Raw genomic sequence first — 23,499 nt, 5'->3', positions numbered from 1 at the left:
GAAACTAGATGAAATACATAAAAAAAGGATAAAAATATTCTTACCAACTAATTACTGAAATCATTAAATCTATCCAAGTAACCTCATAAACAGCATTACGAATTTTTTCTGGGTACTCTAAATAATAAGACAAGACCAACTACAAAAAATAAGATCAGGAATAGTATCGAATAACGAACACTCCCGGTTACTTGAGCTATAATTCCGTACGAGAACATCCCGATTACAATACCGATCTTCTCAGACACATCATAAAAACTAAAGTAAGAAGCTGTATCTATCGCATCTTCTGGTAAAAATTTTGAATATGTTGATCTCGATAAGGCCTGAATTCCTCCCATAACCAAACCAACAATTGAAGCAGTAATATAAAATTGCATTGGTGTAGTAATTGTATATGCAAATACACAAATCCCAATCCATATAAAATTAATCACGATCAAGGTATTTATATTTCCAAATTTAGAGGATGCCTTAGAAGTAAGATATGCTCCAAGTACGGCAACCAATTGAATCAATAAAATACTAATAATCAATCCTGTTGTAGCATTCTGTTCTCCCCAATCTAACTCTTCAATACCAAAATAAGTTGCGATAAGCATAATAGTCTGCACGGCCATACTATATACAAAAAATGCACTTAGATATCGACGAAGTTTTATGTCATTCTTAAGTGCTTTCCATATCATTTTTAGCTCCTTAAAACCATTAAAAACTACAGCTTTGGTTAACACATCTTTTTTATTTCCTTTTGGAAGATAATAATAGGTGTATTGACTAAACCCAATCCACCATACTCCGACCATAATAAAGGATAACCTAGTCGGTACTCCTTCATCTTCAAAACCAAACCAATCGTATTTTAAAATCATTACAAGATTGATAATCAATAGAATTACACTTCCTATGTAGCCTAGAGAATACCCTTTTGCACTAATAGCGTCTTGTTGTTCGGGAAAAGCAATATCTGGCAAATAAGAATTATAAAACACCAAACTTGCCCAAAAACCAATCAGTGCTAAGAAGTAACAAAGCAACCCGAACCATAAGTGTTCTAAGCTAAACCAATACAAACCTATACATGATATTGCACCTAAATAACAGAAGAATTTTAAAAAGTTTTTCTTATTTCCTACATAATCTGCAATACCAGAAAGTAATGGACTTATAAAAGAAACTACTAAAAAAGCTAATGCGGTTACATAACTTATAAGGGAATCGTTATTAAAATCAAAACCCAAAAACCGAACCGTATCATTTGTAATAACACCATTAACTTTTGTTATAGTTAATGCTCCCCAGAAAATTGGAAAAACCGCAGAAGAAATGGTTAAGTTATATACAGAATTGGCCCAGTCATAAAAAGCCCAGGCGTTCAACAGTTTCTTATGTCCTTTAGGTAATACTTTACTCATGTAGTGTGAAATTAAAAATAAATCCCTCCTGATACCGAAAAAAAACTTGTACAAAGCGAGATCGATGAAACTAAAAAAGCTGTTCTGATTTTTCTCAGAACAGCTTCTAAAATAAGTATAATCTTTTTAAGAATATAAACTTTACAATTATTTAAAGGTTGTAACCCCAAATTTCTTTGCTTCAGCTTTTGCTCCCGGAGCCCATGCTGTGAGATTTGCTATACGCGTATCACTTGATGGATGGGTGCTCATAAACTCTGGTGGTGCTTGTCCGCCACTATTTGCTTTCATACGTTTCCATAATTCGGCAGCTTCATCAGGATTATATCCAGCAATTGCCATTAACAATATTCCGATTTCGTCTGCTTCTGTTTCATGGCTTCTACTAAAAGGTAGCATTACACCAAATTGAGAACCAAGTCCAAACGCTGTTCCTACAATCTGTTGTGTTTGTTGATCTTTACCACTTATAGCTACTGCAGTAGCCGCTCCTGCTACTTGTTGTATTTTACCTGCACTCATTCTTTGCTGACCGTGATTAGCTAGTGCATGTGCAACTTCATGCCCCATAATAGCTGCAATTCCTGTCTCAGTTTTTGCTATTGGTAAAATTCCTGTATAAAAAACAATTTTTCCCCCTGGCATACACCATGCATTAACGGTCTCATCCTGTACAAGGTTATATTCCCATCTATAATCTTTAAGATAACCAGCATACCCTCTTGCATTTAAGTATCTTTCTGAAGCTTTTGCTATTTTCTGTCCTACTCGTTTAATCATTTCTGCATCAGAAGTTCCTTTTACAACCTTATTCTCTCCTAAGAATTGATTATACTGCTGAAAAGCCATGGGTAATATTTGCGAATTTGGCACTAACGACAACGTTTTTTTACCAGTAAATGGATTTGTTGCCCCACAAGACATAAGCAATAAGATGGATAATGAAGCTAAAATTTTTCTAATTTTCATGATAGATATACTATAATAATTATTGGTAAGTTAAAAATAGTCAAAAATCTCGGTTTATATAATTCATTTGACCTTTTTGTATTGGCTTTTTTTCGATGAAAGTATAATTTTTTCGATGATAGGCTCATTAAACCGAATCACTGTATCATAAAAGGGGTTTTTACCTTTTTATATTTGGGTGTTATTCCTTTTCAAAAAACAATAAATATCCTTATATTTATAATAGTGAAAAAGGGCACAACTATCTGATTATCAATATTTATAAAAAATCATTTTAACTACCCCATCCCCTATTTGCCAAATACCTTCTGTCATATTCACTACTAATGGTTTTTCTTAACTGCAATCGTTTTTGTTTAGCAATTAAAATAATATACGATTATGAACCTGTATGCATTACTTATTGGAATCAATGAATATCATATAAGCCCTTTGCGGCAATGTGTAAACGATGTGAACAAATTCGAAATCTATCTCAAAAATCTTGAAGCTGAAAAAATCTACGATACTATTTCAATTCAAAAACTTACAGATAAAACTGCCACCAAATCTAATATCGTTAAGAATATAAATACAGTTCTCAACAAAGCCAAGAATAAAGACACAGTCTTTCTTTATTATAGTGGTCATGGAGCGTTAGAAGAAAGTTCGGGTCGATTTAGTGACGCTCATTCTGGGACAATAGAATGTCTGGTTTGTTATGATAACGAAGGTGAAAACGAAAATAATTTTTTGTTAGCAGATAAAGAATTGCGGTATTTATTTTCAAAATTTAAAAATGACCCGCATATAATTACAGTTTTTGATTGTTGCCACTCTGGAGATATGGTTAGAGCATTTAACCCTCAAAAAGATAATGGTTCCAGACAAAGAAGACTAAATGGTATATTTCCTTCAAGAAAATATAGTGATTTTATCTTTTCACAAGAGATCGATGAAGATCAAATCAAATCACAAAAGCTTGCTTCATTAATTCCGTATAAAAACTCAGTAAACATTTCTGCTTGCCTTGCATCTGAATCTTCATGGGAAGATGCTAAAGGTGGTGTTTTTACCAGATATTTATTACAACTTCTTAAAACAAAAAATAACAAAATAAACTATCTTGATATTACAAAATGGGCAAAAATAAGTCTTAAGGGAATAACTAATAAAAAACAAACACCAACTATTAGTGTACAGGGTCAAGGAAAAAACAATCACTATTCCGCGTGGTTGAACCTATATCCCAAACAAACTCAAATTGATCAAGGCGAGATATTCTTTAATAATAAAAATGGTTGGTATTATAACAAAGGATTTCTTTTTGGAATAAAAGAAGGATCTGAAATTACGGTTAACGTAAATAAACACACAACATTTACTGCAAAAATCAAAAAGGTTACTCTTGAGGATTCTCTAATTCAAGACCCTATGGAACATGGGGTTTTACTAGATTACAAAAAATCATATCCTGTCTCTTCAGAAACAATTTATGAATCTCTTGGTATTTTTATTTCAAATCTTGATCATGATAAATATGCAGAAAATGATATAAAACTAATTGTAGAAGACATACCAAATATTAACCTCTGTAGCGCTGATCAGGCTTCTTTTTTTGTTACAATATTCAACCAAACTGTTTATATCAACTTACCAAATGAGCAATACAGACCTCTAGCGGTACAAATAGATCTATTAGATACTCAATTAGATCAAGTAAAAAAAATGCTTTCTCATCAATTGAATACTTTAATTAAATGGAATTATTATCGTACCCTTGAAAATCCAGATGGAGGTTTTTCAAAAATCCCACTTAAAGTTGAAATTCGATTAGAAAAGGATCAACAATGGTTAGACATAACCAATACCGAATCTAATTTAACTACGCTTACGGACCAATTAACACGTAATGATGAATTTTATCAAAAATATCAGATAAAAGTTTCCAATACTTCAAAGGAAACTATTTTTGTTACCACATTACTATTGGGATCTGATTTGGCAATTTCTTCTGATCCTTTTGATCATAAAACCAAAAGGCTTAGACCCAAAGAATCTATTATGTTTTATGAGCATACTAGTTCTGCCTATGCTGGTTGGTCATTTGATACTTATAAAGAAATTTATAATTGGAAACATGATTGGCTACATTATAAGTTTATCGTTAATAACAAAGAAGATATTACTTCGTCAATACCCAATATGACTCAGATAGGAATTCAACCTCCAATAACTCACCTTGGTAATTTAATGGGGCATGGCGCAATTTCTGACTTTTTACCAGAAAAAACGAAATGGGGAGTATACACATCCACATTAAACCTTATTAATCCCTCATATAATATTGTTAGTAAAAAATTAATTGATCATTGGGATTGGTATTGTAATCATGAAATTTTGGCTCCGTTTATTAATTCTCTATACACAGAAAAAAAACAAAATGGATTTGCAATAGAAACAAAAATGAATACAGCTAATGTTCTGGGAGATAAAGATATCAACAGTAAAAATTTATCTGGTTTTACGATAGACATAGCTAACTATCTAGATGATAAGCGCAGATATCGAAAATTTAAGAAATCAAAACGATTATTACCAGAATTACCTGTGATTGTTGCAGAAGGAGACTCCTGGTTTTTGTTCCCTTTTTTGGTAAAAGATACTCTGGATTATGTTATGGAAAAATATCCTTTACGCAGTATAGCTGCTGCCGGTGATGAATTACAAAATTATAGAACAAGTAGACAACTTCTTAAAGAAATAGAAAAAGAACGCCCCAAATATGTACTAATAAGTGGTGGTGGAAACGATATCATAGGCCCGGAAATTGTAACTATTCTCAAAAAAGGAATGCCATCTGGTTTAACGCCATCTGCATATCTAAATGATTTTTATGATACAAAAACCAAAGATATAGAAGCAACCTACAACTATTTTTTTAATCGAATTCATGACTTTGATTTTGTCGAACAAGTATTCGTACATGGATACGATTATGTTCGTGCAGATCATAATGTCAAAACCATTAAAAAAGGTTGGGTAAATAAATATTTAATCCAAAAAGGAATTACACTACAAGAAGATAGAACCAATGTGATTAAGTATTTAATTGACAAGTTTAATGACTTGCTAAAAGAAGTAACCCATAAACATAAAAATGCCACATATATTGATATGAGACATTTGGTAAAAAAAGATGAATGGTATGATGAAATTCATCCTAATGATGTTGGATTTGCCAAAGTCGGTAGAAAATTTATAGAAGCTATTAACCAATTAGAATATGTATATCATGAGAATATGTAAAAACAATATTACTGATCAAATAAGAGATCTTTTTGATGCAAACCCACTTAGAGTTCCAGAAGCTAGAATACAGCCATTATGCATGTTAGAAGTACATAATAAAAAACAAAAATATTTAGGTGAATTCAAATTTTTGGTAAAAGATGGGTTTAAACATTCGATTCACATAAAAACTGCACCTGTATCAGAAGTCTCAAATGTAAAAACCAAAAAAATTGATTTCAAAATAGGGTTTGATATTCTAGGCAATTTTATTAAAGCTTTTGGTCTAGATCCGGCTGCGATAGGAGCTTCTGTAAAAGGTTCGGGGAAAATGGCATTTTCTTTCGGAAATGTGATTAGAAAATATATAGACACATTAGAATTAGGGCATATTTTGGTATCTAACGAAATCAAAGGTGACTCTGATAATATTTTTATCGCAGACATTACAAGTAAAAAAGATGTACAATTAGCTTTAATTACAGATGTCTTGATCAGTACTGATTTCTCTTTATCAACATATAAGAGCAATGAAACTCATGCCGAAATAAATATTCCTTTAATACAAGAATATTTATCAAATATTGATACTAAACTTACCATTGAAAAAGTATCAGAAAATGAAGTTAAATTTAAAGGAGACACTCCCCTAACCTATGCTTTTACCTGCGTAGAGATTAATATTGATCCTGAAACCGGAAAATTTTCGAGAGGTCAATGGCTAGATAATATACGATCCTTTAATGGTACTTCTGTATCGGGTACAGAGCAAATCAAAATACCAAAATTCATGCTTGATGATAACCAGGCAAATCCATTATTAATTGACTTTTAGGTCTAAAAAATACACAAACAATGAATGAATATTTTGTTGGAGTATTTGAAAATGATGATCAAGCTCCATTACACAGTTTAGATGATGAGCGTAAAGCTATTGATGTTCTTTTACTAAAACATAAAAATATCTTTAGTAAAGAAATTATCCCTAATGAAGGTATCGATGGATTTATTAGTAAACTTCAATTACTTACTAATGATATGACCATATTTCATTTTAGCGGTCATCATGATGATGGTGATAAAGCGATCAAGTTAAGTGATGAAATATTCAATGATAAAGGATTAATAGAGATTTTAAATAATGCTCCTAAATTAAAAATGGTATTCATAAATGGCTGCTCTACTCATAAAATAGTAGAAGCTTTACATAATATACCCGTAGTCATAGGTACCAATACTCCTGTATATGATCACTTTGCTTATACCTTATCTACCAAATTTTATGAACTATTATTAAATCATAAAGATAACATCAATGAAAGTGAAAAAATAGATGACGTTTTTAAGCAAGCAAAGGGATTTTTACAAGGTCATTATAAAGCTCCTAATGACACAGAAAGAGGTTCGGGAGCAGCAGAAACTATTGAGCAAAAAGTAAATAACTATTACTTCAAAATCAATAAAGAGATCGAACAATGGCATACTGATCCAGATACTTTTCCTGTAAAAAAGAACTTTCAAGAGTTAATAGATGAGATCAGACAGGAAGAAAACCTAGAAGAAGAGTTATATAAATATTACCCTTATTTTTTGTGTATACATCTAGAAATATTATCAGATTTTAATGATATCAACAACAGTGTTTATCAGGAATTAACCAAAGAGCGTTATTGGGTTATTAGAAGTATGTTTAAAGAATTTCTCAATTTTCTTAAATTTTCTGCATACTCCATAATCTGGTCAATATCAAAAGATAAACCAAAATTTAGAACCAAATTAAGCTCACAATTAAAAGAAACGCTCAGAGACAATTTAGAACTTGGATGGGAATCAAATGTTCAATACAAGATTTCTGAAGACCTTGTTTACATTTATAACAATATTCCGGACGAATATTTGGATAAAAATCCGCTTTGGAAAGAATTAAAGACTTGTGTCCTGGAGAATCAACAGGTATTCAAAGAAGTATCAGATTTTTTCTCTACTCATCTGGAGCATAATAAAAATAGTAAACAAGATTATATAAGAACAGAACAATATCTGGAAAAGTTTATTCGAAATTTTAAATTCCTTAGAAACCTTGGTATTGAATCTATTTATGATGTTTTTTATAATCAATTTAAATATGATAATCAACGTTCTTATGTGATTAATAGATCTTATTACCCTGTTAGTAATAGACCAACAGCCTTAGACAATAAGAAAAGTGTGGTATTTGAGGTAACTGATGAGGAATCAACTCTAGATATAGATGTACATTCTGTCTATATATGCACTACAAAAAACGGTACAGGAAAACCAAAAAGAGAACTCAATTTATCTCCTTTCTATTTGGATGTAAATTCTACATCTGTTGCCAAAGATAAAATAAAACTATACTACCTTGATCGGTACTCAGAAGCTACTGATAAATTAATATATAAAGAGGTCATTAATGCAAGAGTAGATAGAGATAACACTTCAAAAAAGAAAAAACTTGGAGAAGAAATTGAAGTTCCATTAAATCAAGACATGATTCTTGGTTTATATAAAGATGGTAAAAAAGATATTATTGAGATAGAAGAGAAGAAAAAAATACGAGATCACTTTGAATACATAAAGAATCTAATCTCTAATTCCTAGCTATGCCACACAGAAAAGTAATATCTCCCTTTAAATTTCTCGATTCTTATAAAAAAGATGATTTTCAAAGTTATTTTGGCAGAGATAAAGAAAGTATGGATTTTTTTGAATTGTATAAAGATTCATCCATTATGATCTTACATGGGCCTTCTGGGTCTGGCAAAACCAGTCTCATCTATTGTGGATTACTTAATAGAATTAAAAGAGAGAAAAAAGTACTGAGTATTCGAAGAGATGAGGATCTTATTGAAGCCATCAAGAAAAAACTTTTTATACATCAAGGTTTTGAAAGTAAGATCGTAAATAATCAATCAAAATTAATTGATGACTTTTTTTTAGCACAATCAGATTTAAACAAAGTATTAGTATCTATTAAGCATATTGAAGGAATGATGCTAAGTGTGGAAGAAAAAATCATTAAGCTAAAACGAAAAGATAAGATCGTACCTACTTCGACTCAACCATCTGATAATACTTCTGTAGATGATTCATTGAGCACCCAGGAATTGATTGCAAAATACAAAGAGCGATTACAAAAATTCATTACCGAAAGAAAAGGTTTATTAGAACAATTAAGAGAAGATAACAAACAAGTAACCACTATATCTAATGAAATCTATGATTACTTCATGGGTAATAGAGCAAAGAACTCGCAAACACCTTTTACACCACTAATTATATTTGACCAATTTGAAGAGCTTTTTGTTTATGGAACCGAAGAGGAAATTAATAAGTTTGGATTATTCTTAAAACTTATTTTTGAGTATAAAATCCCATTTAATATTATCATATCCTTACGAGAAGAATATTTTGGGCATCTGGATCAATTACAGTCTTATGTTCCGCATATATTTTATAAAAAAATACGATTAGCGCATCCGAATAAGGACGTTATTAAAAATATTATAAAAAAATCCTTTCAAGAATTTAATATCAATCAATACAAAGATCACACAAAAGAAACGTTATCTGATACAGAGAAAGATAGTAGAATAGAATTAATTCTTAATCAAATTAAAATTAAGGATAATGAATCCACTAGTTACCACCTCCCCTTTTTGCAGGTATATCTGGATAGTTTATATAAGGTGGATTATTATAGGACTTATGGAGATAAATCATCACAAAACAACAAAGAACATTTACCCCTAGAATTTAAAGAAGAAGAGATTAAAGAATTTGGATCTATCGAGCAGGTTTTAGAAAACTACATAAGAGAGGTTAATAATAAAATTATAAAAAACACTAGTAACAAACTAAATGATAGAGTTGAACACAAAGATAGTGTGATAAAGTTTTTAAGACATTTTAAAACTAAAGACGATCTTAAAAAAAGAATACCTATACAAGTCGAAAAAGACAATTATTATGTCATAAGCAATCGGAAAATATTAGATAAAATTCAAAAAGATATTTGGGGTGAAACTAATGATCTTGAATACAATGGAACCATATCTGAAATCATTAATAAGTTAAAAGAGAAAGGTATTTTAAAAGTAAGTACAGACCAAAATCTTGGGGCAGATTATACAGAGTTAAGCCATGATATTATTGCTAAAGTAATTAGTAAAATAAGAACGGAAGATGACTTTATGTTGTTGATTAAAAAAGATTTTATCTCTTCTTTTGATATATATCAGGACACTAAGGACAAAGGAGATTTACTATCTACTAAACAGATAGAACGAATGAATCAATGTATGGAGTATATCATGACCGATGACAATGCAGATCGTCTCCTACTTAAAAAACAATTCCTTAAAGAAAGTATTGAAGAAACTCAAAAAGAAGAATTAGAGCAAAAAAGACTAGAAAAAAGATTAAAAAGGTTTGTGTATTATCCATTTATTATGACCTGCTTGCTTTTTATTTTGGCAGCTTTAGCGTACTCTTTAATACGATTGGAGGAAGAAAATACAATTAACAAATTATCGATGAAAATCCATGAAAAGATGGGGTATGCTCTGCGAGATTATAATATAGATAGAACAAGTTCATTTAATCATATTTTAGAGTCAGAAAAAATTCTTAAAAAGGAAGGTGAAAATAAGAAATGGTGGCATTTGATTACTAATTTTATGGATAATGAATCAACTTCAAATTTTTCAGAAAATGATTCAATATTTAATATTGTAAAAGATTTCAAAAATGATTTTTACAAAGAATACAACAAAATCCCTTTCTATCATAATAGTGTCGCTTTGGGAGGTGATACCTTATTAGCTACAAAAACCCGAGTACAAGACGATAAGTTGTATATATTTACTTTAACGTCTGATTCATTAATCCTAAAATCTATATCATTTAAAGAAAAGAACGCTCAAAACAATACAATTTTTGAAAAAACGGAAAAGCTACTTGGTTTTGAACCATTTAAACCTTTTGGCAGTAGTGAATTAATGACATTGATTGCCAAAAACGCAGCTAATGAAGATGACAAAATAATAGTACAACTCCTTAACCAAAAAGGAGAAGAACAGGTTCTAGATAAAAATAAAAATGTTGAAATTGTTATCTGGGATGCAAAAAAACTAAATGATATTGAGCATCAAAAAGGATATTCTTTTTTAATAGGAATCGATAATAAGCTTATACAACTAGAATTAGATTTACCAAATAACACTTATAAAATAAGTGTCGTTAAAGAATTTAATGGAGAAGTAAGAAAAATAAAGACCTTTAAAAACAATCCAGAACATTATTTAGTCTTGTATGGGATTAACAAATTATATTTTAGTAATTGGAGTCGACTAAAAAACAATATTGTAAAAAGTAACCTCAAATTAGAAGAAAATGATCGCATCCATACCTTCAAAATAAGTAACAAAGATACCGCAACTACTGTATTATTAGGATTGAAAGGACGAATTAAAACGCTTAATTTAAAAACGTTAAAAGCAAAAAACAACTATGTACATGATGAGCAAATCAATACCATTGATGTTAATCAAAAAGGTGAAATGCTTTTGGGTAGTCGAGATAATGGAGCTAATTTATTAAGTACAAACAACATGTTACTGAAACAATTTATGGGGCATTCGAAACCAATTCAAAATGTCTCTTTTGTGAAAGAGAACCCAAACTATATAACTACAAGTAGTGACGACAAAACTCTTAAAATATGGAACATTACCCCTATTGCTGATACTATAAATGCACTTCCCGAACGAGATCATTTAAAACCAACTAATAATGATGTATCATCGCTTAACGAAAAGAAAGCTCACTTGCTAAATTCTTTAAGTAAAGAAACACAGAGCACTCTACAAAAACACATTGATTATCTATATGATATAGATTACTCAAAAGATAAAAAGTATGCCATTTCAGGAAGCGCAGATAATACTGCAATTATTTGGATGAAGACAACATCAAAATATACAGTGTTACAAAATCTAAGATCTCATACAGGTGACATTGTAGATGTAGATTTTTATAATAACGATTTAGTACTTACAGCAAGTAGCGATAATACGGTTCAAATTTATCAAAAACTAGACGATAAAAATCAGTTCATTCAAATCCCTAGCTTAATTCGACACGAATACAGTATAACATCTGCAGCTTTTTTTGATAATACAAGCATTATATCAAAGGATAAAAAAGGACATATCAAAGAATGGAATTTTCCTTCTTTTGATTCACTTGTTAAATCAAGAGCTTATCAAAACCCTAACGAATCTTTAAAAACTAAGCTACTATATGAAGCTCAGTAAAATCTTTAGGTACTACTAATACATTATTTTTTACATTAAAATCTATACTGTCAAAAGAAACCACCACATTATCTATTTCAATTTCTTTAATCTCAAAAGGCAAACCAATTAATTCAATTTGCATAGTTTCATATTCAGTAACATACGTTCCGTCTTTATGTTGTTGAATAATAATTTCATTTTCTTTACCAGTAAATGAGAAACTTCTTAAACTAAATCTTCCTTTGGCGTAATCATAACCATCTTGAGCATCCTCATACACCTTAGAAACTTCTTTATTTCCTAATTTATAGTAGACTTCAAGTTTCAACTCTTCGATCTTCTTTTCACCCACATATTGCTGAATCGGATACTTTGGGATAATAGCGCCTTCTTTTACGAATAATGGTATGACATCTAAATCGGCATCTACCCACTGCTCCATTCCGCCTTTTACATATTCTCTAGTCCAGTAATTATACCAATTTCCTCTAGGGATATACATTCTTCTTCCTTTTGCATTAGGTTCTAATACCGGGCACACCAAAATCTGGTTTCCAAAAATAAATTCATCTGTTCGATAGTGTGTTTGTAAATCATCCTGATCATAAAGGACCAAAGATTTTAACATCGGAATCCCTGCTTCTGCATATTCCCAAAACATAGAATATAAATAAGGTAATAATTGATATCGTAACTCTACATATTTCCTGGTTACATCTACAACTTCTTCTCCAAAAGTCCATGGTTCCTGATTACCATGATCTCCAGAAGAATGGGTACGGCAAAACGGATGAAAAACTCCTAATTGGATCCATCTGGCATAGAGTTCACCTGTTGGATGCTCTGCGAAACCACCAATATCACTACCTGTAAAAGACATCCCGCTCATACTCATACGCTGCGCCTGAATGTTAGCAATCCATAAATGTTCCCAGGTTGCAATATTATCCCCTGTCCAGGAAGATGTATAACGTTGTGCTCCAGAATATGCGGATCTGGTAATGATGAAAGGGCGTTTTGGATAAGCAAATCGCTTTACTCCTTCATACGTTGCCCTGGCCATCTGAGTACCATATATATTGTGTGCTTTTCTATGACTACAGTAGTTACCATCATAACTATGACGTACATCATCAGGGAATGTTTTACCAGGAACCTCCATAACAGCAGGCTCATTCATATCATTCCAGACTCCTTTTACCCCGATCTCGTCTATAATCTCTTTAAACAATCCTGCCCACCATTCTCTTACTTCTGGTTTGGTAAAATCTGGGAAATAACATTCTCCAGGCCATACTTTTCCTCTCATATAGGGTCCGTCTGCTCGCTTACAGAAATAATCATTATCCATAGCCTCTTGATAAACACTATACTTATCATCGATTTTGATTCCCGGATCAATAATGACAACAGTTTTAAATCCATCCTCTGCCAGTTCAGCAACCATACGTTTTGGATCAGGAAAATACTCTTTATTCCAGGTGAAGCATCTAAACCCATCCATATAATCAATATCCAAATAAATAGCGTCACATGGAATTTGAAGTTCTCTAAACTTACTGGTAACTTCTTTTACTTTACTTTCTGGATAATAACTCCATTTACATTGATGATATCCTAAAGCCCATAAAGGGGGTAATTCTGGTTTACCGGTAAGGTCTGTATATCGAGTAACCACCTCTTGCATATCAGGACCATAAAAGAAATAATAGTTCATTTCTCCTCCTTGTGCCCAGAAACTGGTTACATTTCGTCGTTCATGACAAAAATCAAAAAAAGTTCTAAAGGTATTATCGAAAAAGATTCCGTATGCTCTTTCTTCATACAAACCAATATAAAAGGGAACACTTTTATATAAAGGGTCTTGATCCTTACCAAAAGCATATTGGTCAGTCGCCCAATTCTCGACACGTTTTCCTTTTAGATTAAGGTGCATTGGTTTATCTCCTAAACCATAATAGCATTCACCTTGAGGTGCAGATTTACTCATTTTGACGATGTTACCACCGTATTCATAACTCTGTTCCCAATGAAACCCCCAATCGTCTTTACAAATCACATTTCCGTCTTTATCAAAGATAGTGACATGAATATTTGCCTTAGCAATTCTGATTTCAATTTTTGAAGTTATTATAGTATATGCTTCATCATTTTCTTCAACTTCTAATATACTATATCCTCTAGCTCCGGTTTCACTTATTGCATATGAGAAATCATTTTCAAAATTGTTATCGGTAGCATACCTAAATCGGATTACACTTCCTCTTAGAATAGTAATCTGTAGAATTACACCATTTTCTGTAGTAAAGTTTAATTTATCTACATTTTGTGAAAAAGAAATAATCTTTCCTGGAAACAAATTTCCTTTTTGCTCAAGTTCTGTGCTAACAATCATATGGATCTATTTTTCGTTAGATGTTGGGATAGTAAAAGAACAATTTCTAAGTCATATTTGGAATCATTTTTACTACTATTTATTAAGAAAAAATCACGAAAACGTTTGAAATAACTCTTAATTAACAATTGTTTAATTATTACTCTTTTTAAGGATTGTTTATATGACCTAATCCCATTTAAAAAGTATAAAAACTAAGTTATTAGATACAGTATTCTTTTATCTTTTTTCCAATTGATTTTATAATTTCTGAATGATCCTGTATTACTTTTTCTTTGTCCAAAGTTCCTCCTAAAATTATCATTTCTTTCTTATTAAATCTTTTTCCAAGCCTATCATTAATCATCACATTTTTCATACTTTCAGCAATTCCAATTTCTTCTAAAAATTGATTTGGGTGTCCAGCAGTACAAATAACTAATCCATATTTTATAGTTTTCATTTTAGCCTCAGGTTTTGATTCCTCATTCCCATAAGCATAACCAACAGAATAAACCCGATCAAACCAACCTTTTAATTTTGCAGGGCAATCACTCCACCAAACTGGATAAACAAAAATTATGCAATCTGCCTTGTTTATCTTTTGATGCTCTTCTTTTACGTCATTCGGAATGGGTAATTCAATTTTTGCAAACCCTTCTCTTTCATATTCATCTTCATTCATATCAGTTATAAAATTCATCTCATACAAATCTGAAATTTCGAATTCTAAATGTTCTTTTTCAAGACTAGACTTCAATTGTTCTAAAATTTCATAGGTATAAGATTTTTCACTTGGATGACAATATATGATTTGAATTTTCATTCCTATACAGCTTTATCTAATCGTCTTTTTATTATTCTATACTAAAAACAACAGCACCTAATGGTGGAATAGTAATCTCTACAGAATATGATCTATAATGCCAATCTTTTTGTTCAATTACAAGTTCTTTTTCTGTACTCATACCACTACCTCCATATTTTGAATCATCACTACTAAACAATTCAACTAATTTTCCTTGCCTAGGTAATCCTATACGATAATTGGTTCTGGGAACCGGTGTAAAATTACAAGCTACAATCAATGGGTTTTCGTCTTTGTTTCCTTTTCGTATATAAGCAATGACAGAATTATCATGATCATCATAACTAATCCATTCAAAACCAGAATTACTAAATTGTTGCTCGTATAATGCAGGATTATTTTTATATAAAATATTGAGATCGGTAATTATTTCTTTAATTCCTTTATGATAATCATATTGAAGTAAATGCCAATCCAGGCTTTTTTGAAAATCCCATTCATCATGCTGTCCGAATTCTGCCCCCATAAAAAGAAGGTTAGTCCCAGGATGAGTGAACATATAACTATATAACAATCTTAGGTTAGCAAACCGCTGCCATTCGTCTCCTGGCATCCGACCAATGATACTACGTTTACCATACACTACTTCATCATGTGATAGGGGTAGCATAAAATTTTCGGTAAAAGCATAAGTCATACTAAATGTAAGATCATTTTGGTGATGTCTTCTATAGATGGGTTCTTTAGCAAAATATTGTAATGTATCATGCATCCATCCCATCATCCATTTCATTCCAAATCCTAATCCACCAGAATATGTAGGTTTAGAAACCATAGGAAAAGATGTAGATTCTTCTGCAATAGTCTGTACATCTGGAAAACTGCTATACACTTCAATATTCAGTTCTTTCATAAATGCAATAGCTGCAAGATTTTCTCTACCCCCATATATATTAGGTTCCCATTCTCCTTCATCTCTAGAATAATCAAGAAAAAGCATAGAGGCTACAGCATCTACACGTAATCCATCTGCATGATATTGATCTAACCAAAAAATAGCATTACTAATCAGAAAACTTTTTACTTCATTACGTTCATAGTTAAAGATCAGGCTCTTCCAATCGGGATGATATCCTTTTCTTTTATCAGGATGCTCATATAAACAGGTACCATCAAAAAAACCAAGTCCATGCGCATCTTCAGGAAAATGTGATGGCACCCAATCCAAAATAATCCCAATATCATTTTGATGTAGTTTATCTACGAGTAATTTAAACTCTTCTGGATAACCAAAACGTGATGTAGGAGCAAAATACCCTGTTAACTGATACCCCCAGGAAGGATCATAAGGATACTCCATAATTGGCATCAGCTCTACATGAGTAAACTGCATCTCTTTTACATATGCAACTAATTCATCAGATAATTCTGTATAAGAAAGAGAACGATTTTCTTCTATCCTTTTCTTCCAGGATCCCAAGTGTACTTCATATACCGAGTAAGGTGCATCACTGGCATTATGTCTTTTGCGTTTTTGCATCCATTCCTTATCCTCCCAAGCATAATCATCATCCCAAACTACTGAAGCTGTTTTAGGAGGATGCTCGCATCGTCTCGCATAAGGATCTGCTTTTTCAGTTTTAATATCATTCTCATTAGAATGAATTTTATATTTATATACATTTCCTTTTCCAACTCCAGGTATAAAACCTTCCCATATACCCGATTTATCCCATCGCACATTCAATTGATGTTCTCCTTCAACCCAGAAATTGAAATCACCAATTACAGAGACAGATTTTGCTGCTGGTGCCCAAACAGCAAAATATGTACCTTCTATTCCATCTACTGTTGTAATATGTGATCCAAATTTCTCATATAACCGATAATGATTACCTCCTTTAAAAAGATTGATATCAAATTCTGAAAAGAAGCTAAAGGGAGTTACTCCACCCATATACAATTAGTATTATATTTTAAAATTATCTGGAATAATGCAACGACTTTTAATCACTACTACTCCGTCTTTTATTGCATATGCATCTTGTTCTGTATCTTCTAAATGCGAACCTCCTTCTATACTCACATCATTACCTATTCTGGCTCCTTTATCAATTATAGTATTCTTAATATAACATCTATCTCCTACTCCTACATGAGGCAATCCATTCTGTTTATCTTCTTCTAATTCACTAATATCCTGATATAAATTACTACCAATCATATAGGTGTTTTTTATGACCGTATCTTTTCCTATTCTAGAACGAATACCAATTACAGAACGATCTATTTCTTTGGCATTAATAATACAACCTTCTGCAATCATCGATTTATTGAGTAATGTTCCAGAAATTTTAGAAGGAGGTAATATACGGGGTCTTGTCAATACACTATTGCTCTTATTAAACAAATCAAACTGAGGTATGTCATCTGTTAAGTTAATATTTGCTTCAAAAAAAGCTGAAACATTTCCTATATCTGTCCAATAGCCTTCGTATTGATAAGCCAAAACTTTATTTTTATTAATTGATTGTGGAATAATCTCTTTACCAAAATCAACAGTATCTGGATTTGATAAAATATCGATTAAGAGTTGTTTATTAAATATATATATCCCCATAGAAGCAAGATAATTTCTATCTTCATTTTTCATTTCTTCACTCACTTCTGATTCCCAACCTGGTAATTTATCTAAACTTGGTTTTTCAGTAAAAGAAGAAATAAAACTTTCATCATCGGTTTTAAGAATCCCAAATTGTGTAGCTTCTTTGGGTTTAACAGGAATAGTAGCTACAGAAATATCTGCTCCTTTTTCAATATGCGAATCTAGCATTTCATTAAAATCCATTTGATATAATTGATCTCCAGAAAGAATTAATGCATATTCGAATTCGTGATTTAATAGATGATGCATCGATTGTCTTACTGCATCAGCTGTTCCTTGATACCATGTTTTATTATCAGGAGTTTGTTCTGCCGCCAGAATATCAACAAAAGCATCACTAAAACTACTAAAAACATATGTGTTCTTAATATGTCTATTTAAGGAAGCAGAGTTAAATTGCGTAAGGACAAACATCCTCTTTATATCACAATGAATACAATTTGAAATTGGAATATCAACTAATCTATATTTTCCTGCAATAGAAACTGCAGGTTTAGATCGTTGATCTGTAAGAGGTGATAATCGAGTGCCCTGGCCTCCGCCCAAAATAATAGCGAGAACTTTTTTGTTGATCATTTGCGTTGTATTAGTGATTCATATATATATTTATATTGATTTGCCGATCGATCCCAAGAATGATCGATCTTCATAATTTTTTTCTGAATAGCCTTGTATTTTTTTTGATCATTATAGAGTGTTACTGCTCGTTGGATAGAATAACAAACATCCCATACCAAAGCACTATCATGGCAGATTCCAAAACCTCCATCTCCGATATCAATTACGGTATCTTTGAGTCCTCCTGTTCTTCTAACAATTGGAATTAGTCCATATCGCAATGCATACATTTGATTAAGTCCACAAGGCTCTACTCTTGATGGCATTAATAAAAAATCTGCACCTGCATAAATGATATGAGATAGTTTTTCATCATAACCAATAAATGTATTATATGTGCCTTCGAATTCTTTACACAATGATTGTAATTGCTCTTCTACTTCTGGAATTCCAGAACCTAAAATCAAAACGTTTACTTCATTCTTTTGTAGAACTTCTTTACTAATCTCTGGTAATAAATCAGCACCTTTCTCTCCCACAAGTCTTCCGATAAATGCAAAAAGAGGTTTTTCTATATCTAAATTAAAATGATCACAAATCCACTTCTTATTTTCTTTTCTTCCAGAAACAACATTTGTCATTTTATAATTCTTCACTACCATTGGGTCTGTCTCAGGGTCCCATGTACTAGTATCTATACCGTTAAGAACTCCTGTACATTTTTTATTTTCACTTCGTAACAAAGCTTCTAAACCATTGGCTTGTTTTTGAAGTTCTTTCATATAATTAGGAGATACTGTAGTTACTTTCCATGCACATTTAATTCCAGATGCAAGTGGATTAATACAATTATCCCAATCCAAAAGACCTATCTGTGTTTTATCAAATGGTGGGAGATATTCTAATCTATCATATGATAGTTGCCCTTGATATTGCGCATTATGAATCGTTAATATAGAAGGTACTCTCCTAAGTGCTTCATAAGGCTCTGCATGACTCATTAAAAAAGGAATCAATGCAGTGTGGTGATCATGACAATGTATTATATCAGGAATACTTTGAGTTGTGACTACCCAATCCATCACTGCTAATTGAAAAGCTATTGATCGTTCTGCTTCATCATTATATCCATATATATTAGCTCTATCTAATACTCTTGGGATATGAAGAAGTGAGACCATAAACCCTAAATCGGGAGAAACAATATTTTGTATTGAATATTGATGAATTTCTTCTCCTAAATGAATGGTTCCGCTATGAACTTTTTTTAATTCTGCTTCTTGTGTAAATTTATTATCCGGAAACGGCATTACTACAGTTGCATTTATGCCTAAATCGTTTTGATATTTGGGCAAAGCACCTACAACATCTGCAAGTCCGCCAACTTTTGCAATAGGATAACATTCAAAACTTGTGTGGAGAATATTCATGAATAAAACAGCCTTTTTTTAACCTTCTACCTCTATTTTTAAGATCTGTTAAAGCTATAAAAAAGCAGATAAAATTCCCCTATTATTATCCCAAAAAGAAGCAGGGATAATAATTATTTAATAAAAAAATAACTAAAAAAATTCATATTTGATACTATTATCTCAATATCACATGAAATATTCTAAATAAATAGTTGCTGTATTATTTATGAATTGTACGTAATGCTTTTTTAAGAATATAGAGGGATTCTTTTGTGGGAGATTCTTCTTTCCATTGATCACATATCCTTTTAACCCAATCAGGTCTTGTTTTACTAGCATCATTTAACCAGTTTCCTACAGAATCTCTTACATACTTAGATGAATCTGATTTAAGAGGATTTAGTAAAATAATTCCTTTTTCGGGATTTTCCTTGAGTTCGTCAATTTTCTTAGTCCATACACCTATGGGCCTGGTAACTTCTGCAACATATCTTCTAATATTTTCATCTGTACTCGAGGTCCATTTTGATAATATGGCAATAGCAGTATCCAAATCTTCTATAATGGCTTCTTTAGTGGCAAATATTGCTACTTCTCTAACTCCAAAATGTAAATCAGCAGCATATGGTTTAATAGCCTTTAAACGTTTTGTGATATCTACTTCCTTTATGCCGGCCCAATATGCAGCCCAACATCTTGGAACATCAGAGTTATGCTTAGAAAGATATGCTAATATGTTTTGATCATTAGTCAATTGTAAGAAAGTTACTCCTATAATCTTGGTATTGGCATTTGCAGATGGCTTTTTTTGAGCAGACACGGCTTGATAAAAACTATCATACCACTCAGGTTTACCAAGAGTATCAAGGATACCTTTTAACAATACTAATTGATCAACAGCCAACCATTCCATAAGATTGGCGGTTTCTATCAACCCTTTATTTAAATACTCTATTACTTCTGGATCAAGATCTTTTAAGCTGCGCGCTCCTTTTCTATTAAGAATATGTTCTGGAATCATATGTTAAGATAAAAATGCTATCAAATCTATTAAAAATGATAGCATTAAAATTATATTTACTATTAAAAAGTTATTCCTCAAATTGATTAAATGCATCAAAATGATACATTTGAACAGATTCAGGTTTTATAACACTAAAAGTCTCGAGGGCCTTTTCATTTTTCATGATTTCGGTAGACGCCTCTTTAGCAGATTTCATATCACTCCAGTACACAATATCTGCATATTTACCTTCTCCATTACTGGCTGTGGTTCTCTCTATAAATCCATAATATAATTTTAATACATCATTAAGAGAAGCCAATGCTGTTTCTGCATCTTTCTTTGAATATCCTGGATTTACTTCAAATAATACGAGTTCTACTACTCCTGGTTTGGTTTTCACTGACATAGGATTGTGATTAAGTTTTGTTGAACAATTAAACAATAGGTTGATCATGATAATGAGAATTAACCTTTTTGTGGTTTATAATTTTCATCAAAACTAAATTGGGTATATGACAACCCTATGTCAGGAGTGTTTTTACAGATAAACAATTTTTAAAAATCTACTTGATAATCGCAGGAGTCACTGGTTTTCTTTAGGCAATGAATGCTCATAATCAGAGTGTTCGGAAGTAATCCAATCCTCATATCTAAGTTTATAATATTCTTCTAATGTAAAATGTTTTGGAGGAAATAATTCTTGTGTTTCAATAAGGTTTATAATACGATCAGTTCTAAATTCTCGATAATCTTTTCTCAATCGACAATGTGCAATCATAATCCAGGTATTATTCGTAAAATACACTCCTAAAGGTTCTACTAATCTTTTACTAAATTCCTTTGATGCTTTAGTGTATTGAATTTCGAGAACTCTAAAATCTGTAATTGCCTGTTGGATTACAGATAAAGAAGTACTTGGATTAATTTTGGTTCTATTATACGTAAAAACCCGTTGTTCTAAAATTTCGAGCTTTTTCTTTTGTGTAGTTTTGAGTACTGCAATAACTTTTTCTACAGCTTCCTGATATTCATCGATTAGCGATTGATCATTATTAGTACTTATGATTTTAGAAGCTGTTAATAAAGCATTGGCTTCTTTTTCTGTAAACATCACTGGTGGCAGAGAATATCCATCTACGAGATAATACCCTGTACCTGCTTCTGCACCAACAGGCACTCCTGCATCTGTTAATGCCTGCATATCCCTATATATGGTACGTAAACTTACCTCAAACTTGTCTGCTAGTTCTGCTGCTTGAACAATTTTCTTGGATTGCAATTTTACTAATATTGCAGTTAATCGATGTAAACGTTTCATTATTCAGTTTCATATTCATCTGATGCTTCTGCATCATCAATTTCACTTAAGTCTGTTGTATTATTAATGAAGTATTCTGTTTCTTCTACACCTTCTTCTAACTCTTCATTTGCTTCTTCTACAGGGGTAGGATTTCGTTTTTTATCACGTATCATTCCCCATGTCATAATTAAACTAGTTCCAATAATCACAAATAATAATATTCCCGGTTCAAATCCCTCTATAGCAGCTTCTGCCGGAATAGCATAAAAAAGAAGTACGGTGATCAATCCTCGTGGAGCTATAAATAACTGTGGCGAAATATCTTTTCCCATAAAGAGACGTAATAACCCATATCGAATTGCATAAATCGAGATTAATATTAAAACACTAATTAAGGTAACTTTGAGACTTAATAATGATGATAACACAATTGTGATTCCGAAAATCACAAAGAATAGCGTGCGCACAACAAACGCTGTTTCTGCGGTAATTACATGTAGTTCATGATATATAGATTTTGCTTTCTCAAAATCCAAATACCCCCTAAGTTTCCCCTGGAAAAACAACTTCATATTTGCAATTACTAACCCAAAGATCAGAATAATAATTAAAGAGGATAAATGCATCTTTTTCCCTAAACCATACAATAGTAATAACACAGCGATAAGCAAAAATAGTTTTACCTGACTTTTAATTTTCTGGAAAATTAGGATAATAGCATAACTCGCTACAAGCGAAATTACTATGGTAAGAATTAGATTTAGAAAAAAACCACCAACTCCTGCATCTTCTGCAGGATTTAATCTTCCGGTTAAGAAATAAAATAGCATGATACCCAATATATCAGAAAACGTACTTTCATAAACATGAAATTCTTTTTTAGCTTCTGATAATCCACTTACACTAGGGATAATAATAGCACTTGATAATATCGATAATGGAGTTGCATATAACCAAGCTGATTGCATGGTCATGCCTTCAACCAAAGCTTTTAGTATTACTGCCGCAATAAATGTTGAAGCTACTAAACCAATTAATGCGATTGCCATTGATTTGAGAATAGGCATTAATTTATCACTCTTTAACTTCAATTCGAGAGCTGCTTCTAGTACAATCATAATCAAACCTACAATACCTAATACTTCGAGCATTGGGAAAAAATCAATAGAATCTCCTCCGAAAGCTTTAAGTACATACTGTAAAATGATTCCTAAAATAATTAATAAAAGTACCGCTGGTACACTAGTTTTTTTGGCAACACCGTTAAAAATAAAAGATAAAATAATGATTAGTGAAATTCCAATAATGACATTATAAGAAGAAAAAATTTCCATGAGTAGGTTTAAGGTTGATTGGTATTAGTTGTTCGTATTTAAAAACGAATGAAAAGATAGTAAATTAT

At 31.6% G+C, this 23,499-nt stretch carries 15 protein-coding genes; 4 read left to right on the top strand and 11 right to left on the bottom strand.

The window, feature by feature from the left end; genetic code table 11:
• Positions 1–95: 95 nt before the first annotated feature.
• The gene (locus DK442_RS24885; RefSeq protein ID WP_109438632.1) at positions 96–1,415 is read right to left on the bottom strand and encodes an MFS transporter; all 1,320 of its coding nucleotides are present in this window, start codon (positions 1,413–1,415) and stop codon (positions 96–98) included.
• Between the two features lie 147 nt (positions 1,416–1,562).
• Positions 1,563–2,384, bottom strand: coding sequence for a M48 family metallopeptidase (locus tag DK442_RS24880; protein WP_200825172.1), 822 nt, complete (start codon positions 2,382–2,384; stop codon positions 1,563–1,565).
• 381 nt (positions 2,385–2,765) lie between these two features.
• Here DK442_RS24880 and DK442_RS24875 point away from each other — a divergent pair, with 381 nt between their 5' ends.
• Genes DK442_RS24875 through DK442_RS24860 form a run of 4 tightly spaced genes read left to right on the top strand, consistent with a single transcriptional unit; the run spans position 2,766 to position 11,992 of the window.
• Complete coding sequence (locus tag DK442_RS24875; protein ID WP_109438631.1) at positions 2,766–5,672, top strand: caspase family protein; 2,907 nt, start codon at positions 2,766–2,768, stop codon at positions 5,670–5,672.
• The gene (locus DK442_RS24870) at positions 5,659–6,489 is read left to right on the top strand and encodes a hypothetical protein (protein ID WP_109438630.1); all 831 of its coding nucleotides are present in this window, start codon (positions 5,659–5,661) and stop codon (positions 6,487–6,489) included. Before DK442_RS24875 ends, DK442_RS24870 begins: the two co-directional genes overlap by 14 nt.
• Positions 6,490–6,509: 20 nt before the next feature.
• Positions 6,510–8,276, top strand: coding sequence for a hypothetical protein (locus DK442_RS24865; protein ID WP_109438629.1), 1,767 nt, complete (start codon positions 6,510–6,512; stop codon positions 8,274–8,276).
• 2 nt (positions 8,277–8,278) lie between these two features.
• Complete coding sequence (locus tag DK442_RS24860; RefSeq protein ID WP_109438628.1) at positions 8,279–11,992, top strand: hypothetical protein; 3,714 nt, start codon at positions 8,279–8,281, stop codon at positions 11,990–11,992.
• Here the strand turns inward: DK442_RS24860 and DK442_RS24855 are convergent.
• The 9 genes from DK442_RS24855 to DK442_RS24815 form a co-directional block, all read right to left on the bottom strand.
• Positions 11,967–14,369 carry a glycoside hydrolase family 31 protein gene (locus DK442_RS24855; protein ID WP_109438627.1) on the bottom strand — a complete coding sequence of 801 codons (2,403 nt, stop codon included), beginning with the start codon at positions 14,367–14,369 and terminating at the stop codon, positions 11,967–11,969. The genes DK442_RS24860 and DK442_RS24855 overlap by 26 nt on opposite strands.
• A 202-nt stretch (positions 14,370–14,571) precedes the next feature.
• A complete protein-coding gene (locus tag DK442_RS24850; protein WP_109438626.1) occupies positions 14,572–15,174 on the bottom strand; it encodes an NAD(P)H-dependent oxidoreductase in 603 nt (200 codons plus the stop codon).
• Positions 15,175–15,205: 31 nt separating this feature from the next.
• Positions 15,206–17,113: a 1,4-alpha-glucan branching protein GlgB gene (gene glgB / locus DK442_RS24845; RefSeq protein WP_109438625.1), complete on the bottom strand. Its 1,908-nt coding sequence runs from the start codon at positions 17,111–17,113 to the stop codon at positions 15,206–15,208.
• Between the two features lie 12 nt (positions 17,114–17,125).
• Positions 17,126–18,397 (bottom strand): glucose-1-phosphate adenylyltransferase, encoded by a 1,272-nt coding sequence (locus DK442_RS24840; RefSeq protein ID WP_109438624.1) that lies wholly within the window; start codon positions 18,395–18,397, stop codon positions 17,126–17,128.
• Positions 18,394–19,809, bottom strand: coding sequence for a glycogen synthase (locus DK442_RS24835; RefSeq protein WP_109438623.1), 1,416 nt, complete (start codon positions 19,807–19,809; stop codon positions 18,394–18,396). Before DK442_RS24835 ends, DK442_RS24840 begins: the two co-directional genes overlap by 4 nt.
• Before the next feature lie 202 nt (positions 19,810–20,011).
• Positions 20,012–20,812: a DNA alkylation repair protein gene (locus tag DK442_RS24830; RefSeq protein ID WP_109438622.1), complete on the bottom strand. Its 801-nt coding sequence runs from the start codon at positions 20,810–20,812 to the stop codon at positions 20,012–20,014.
• Between the two features lie 70 nt (positions 20,813–20,882).
• Positions 20,883–21,203 carry a hypothetical protein gene (locus tag DK442_RS24825; RefSeq protein WP_109438621.1) on the bottom strand — a complete coding sequence of 107 codons (321 nt, stop codon included), beginning with the start codon at positions 21,201–21,203 and terminating at the stop codon, positions 20,883–20,885.
• Between the two features lie 177 nt (positions 21,204–21,380).
• Positions 21,381–22,115 carry a YafY family protein gene (locus tag DK442_RS24820; protein ID WP_109438620.1) on the bottom strand — a complete coding sequence of 245 codons (735 nt, stop codon included), beginning with the start codon at positions 22,113–22,115 and terminating at the stop codon, positions 21,381–21,383.
• The gene (locus DK442_RS24815) at positions 22,115–23,431 is read right to left on the bottom strand and encodes a cation:proton antiporter (protein ID WP_109438619.1); all 1,317 of its coding nucleotides are present in this window, start codon (positions 23,429–23,431) and stop codon (positions 22,115–22,117) included. The genes DK442_RS24820 and DK442_RS24815 overlap by 1 nt, the downstream gene beginning before the upstream one ends.
• Positions 23,432–23,499 lie beyond the last annotated feature (68 nt).

Origin of the sequence: Aquimarina sp. AU119 (assembly GCF_900312735.1) — a bacterium.
GTDB lineage: Bacteria > Bacteroidota > Bacteroidia > Flavobacteriales > Flavobacteriaceae > Aquimarina > Aquimarina algiphila.
Note: the sequence above shows the minus strand (reverse complement) of the source record. Positions and strands in the feature narration are given on the sequence as shown.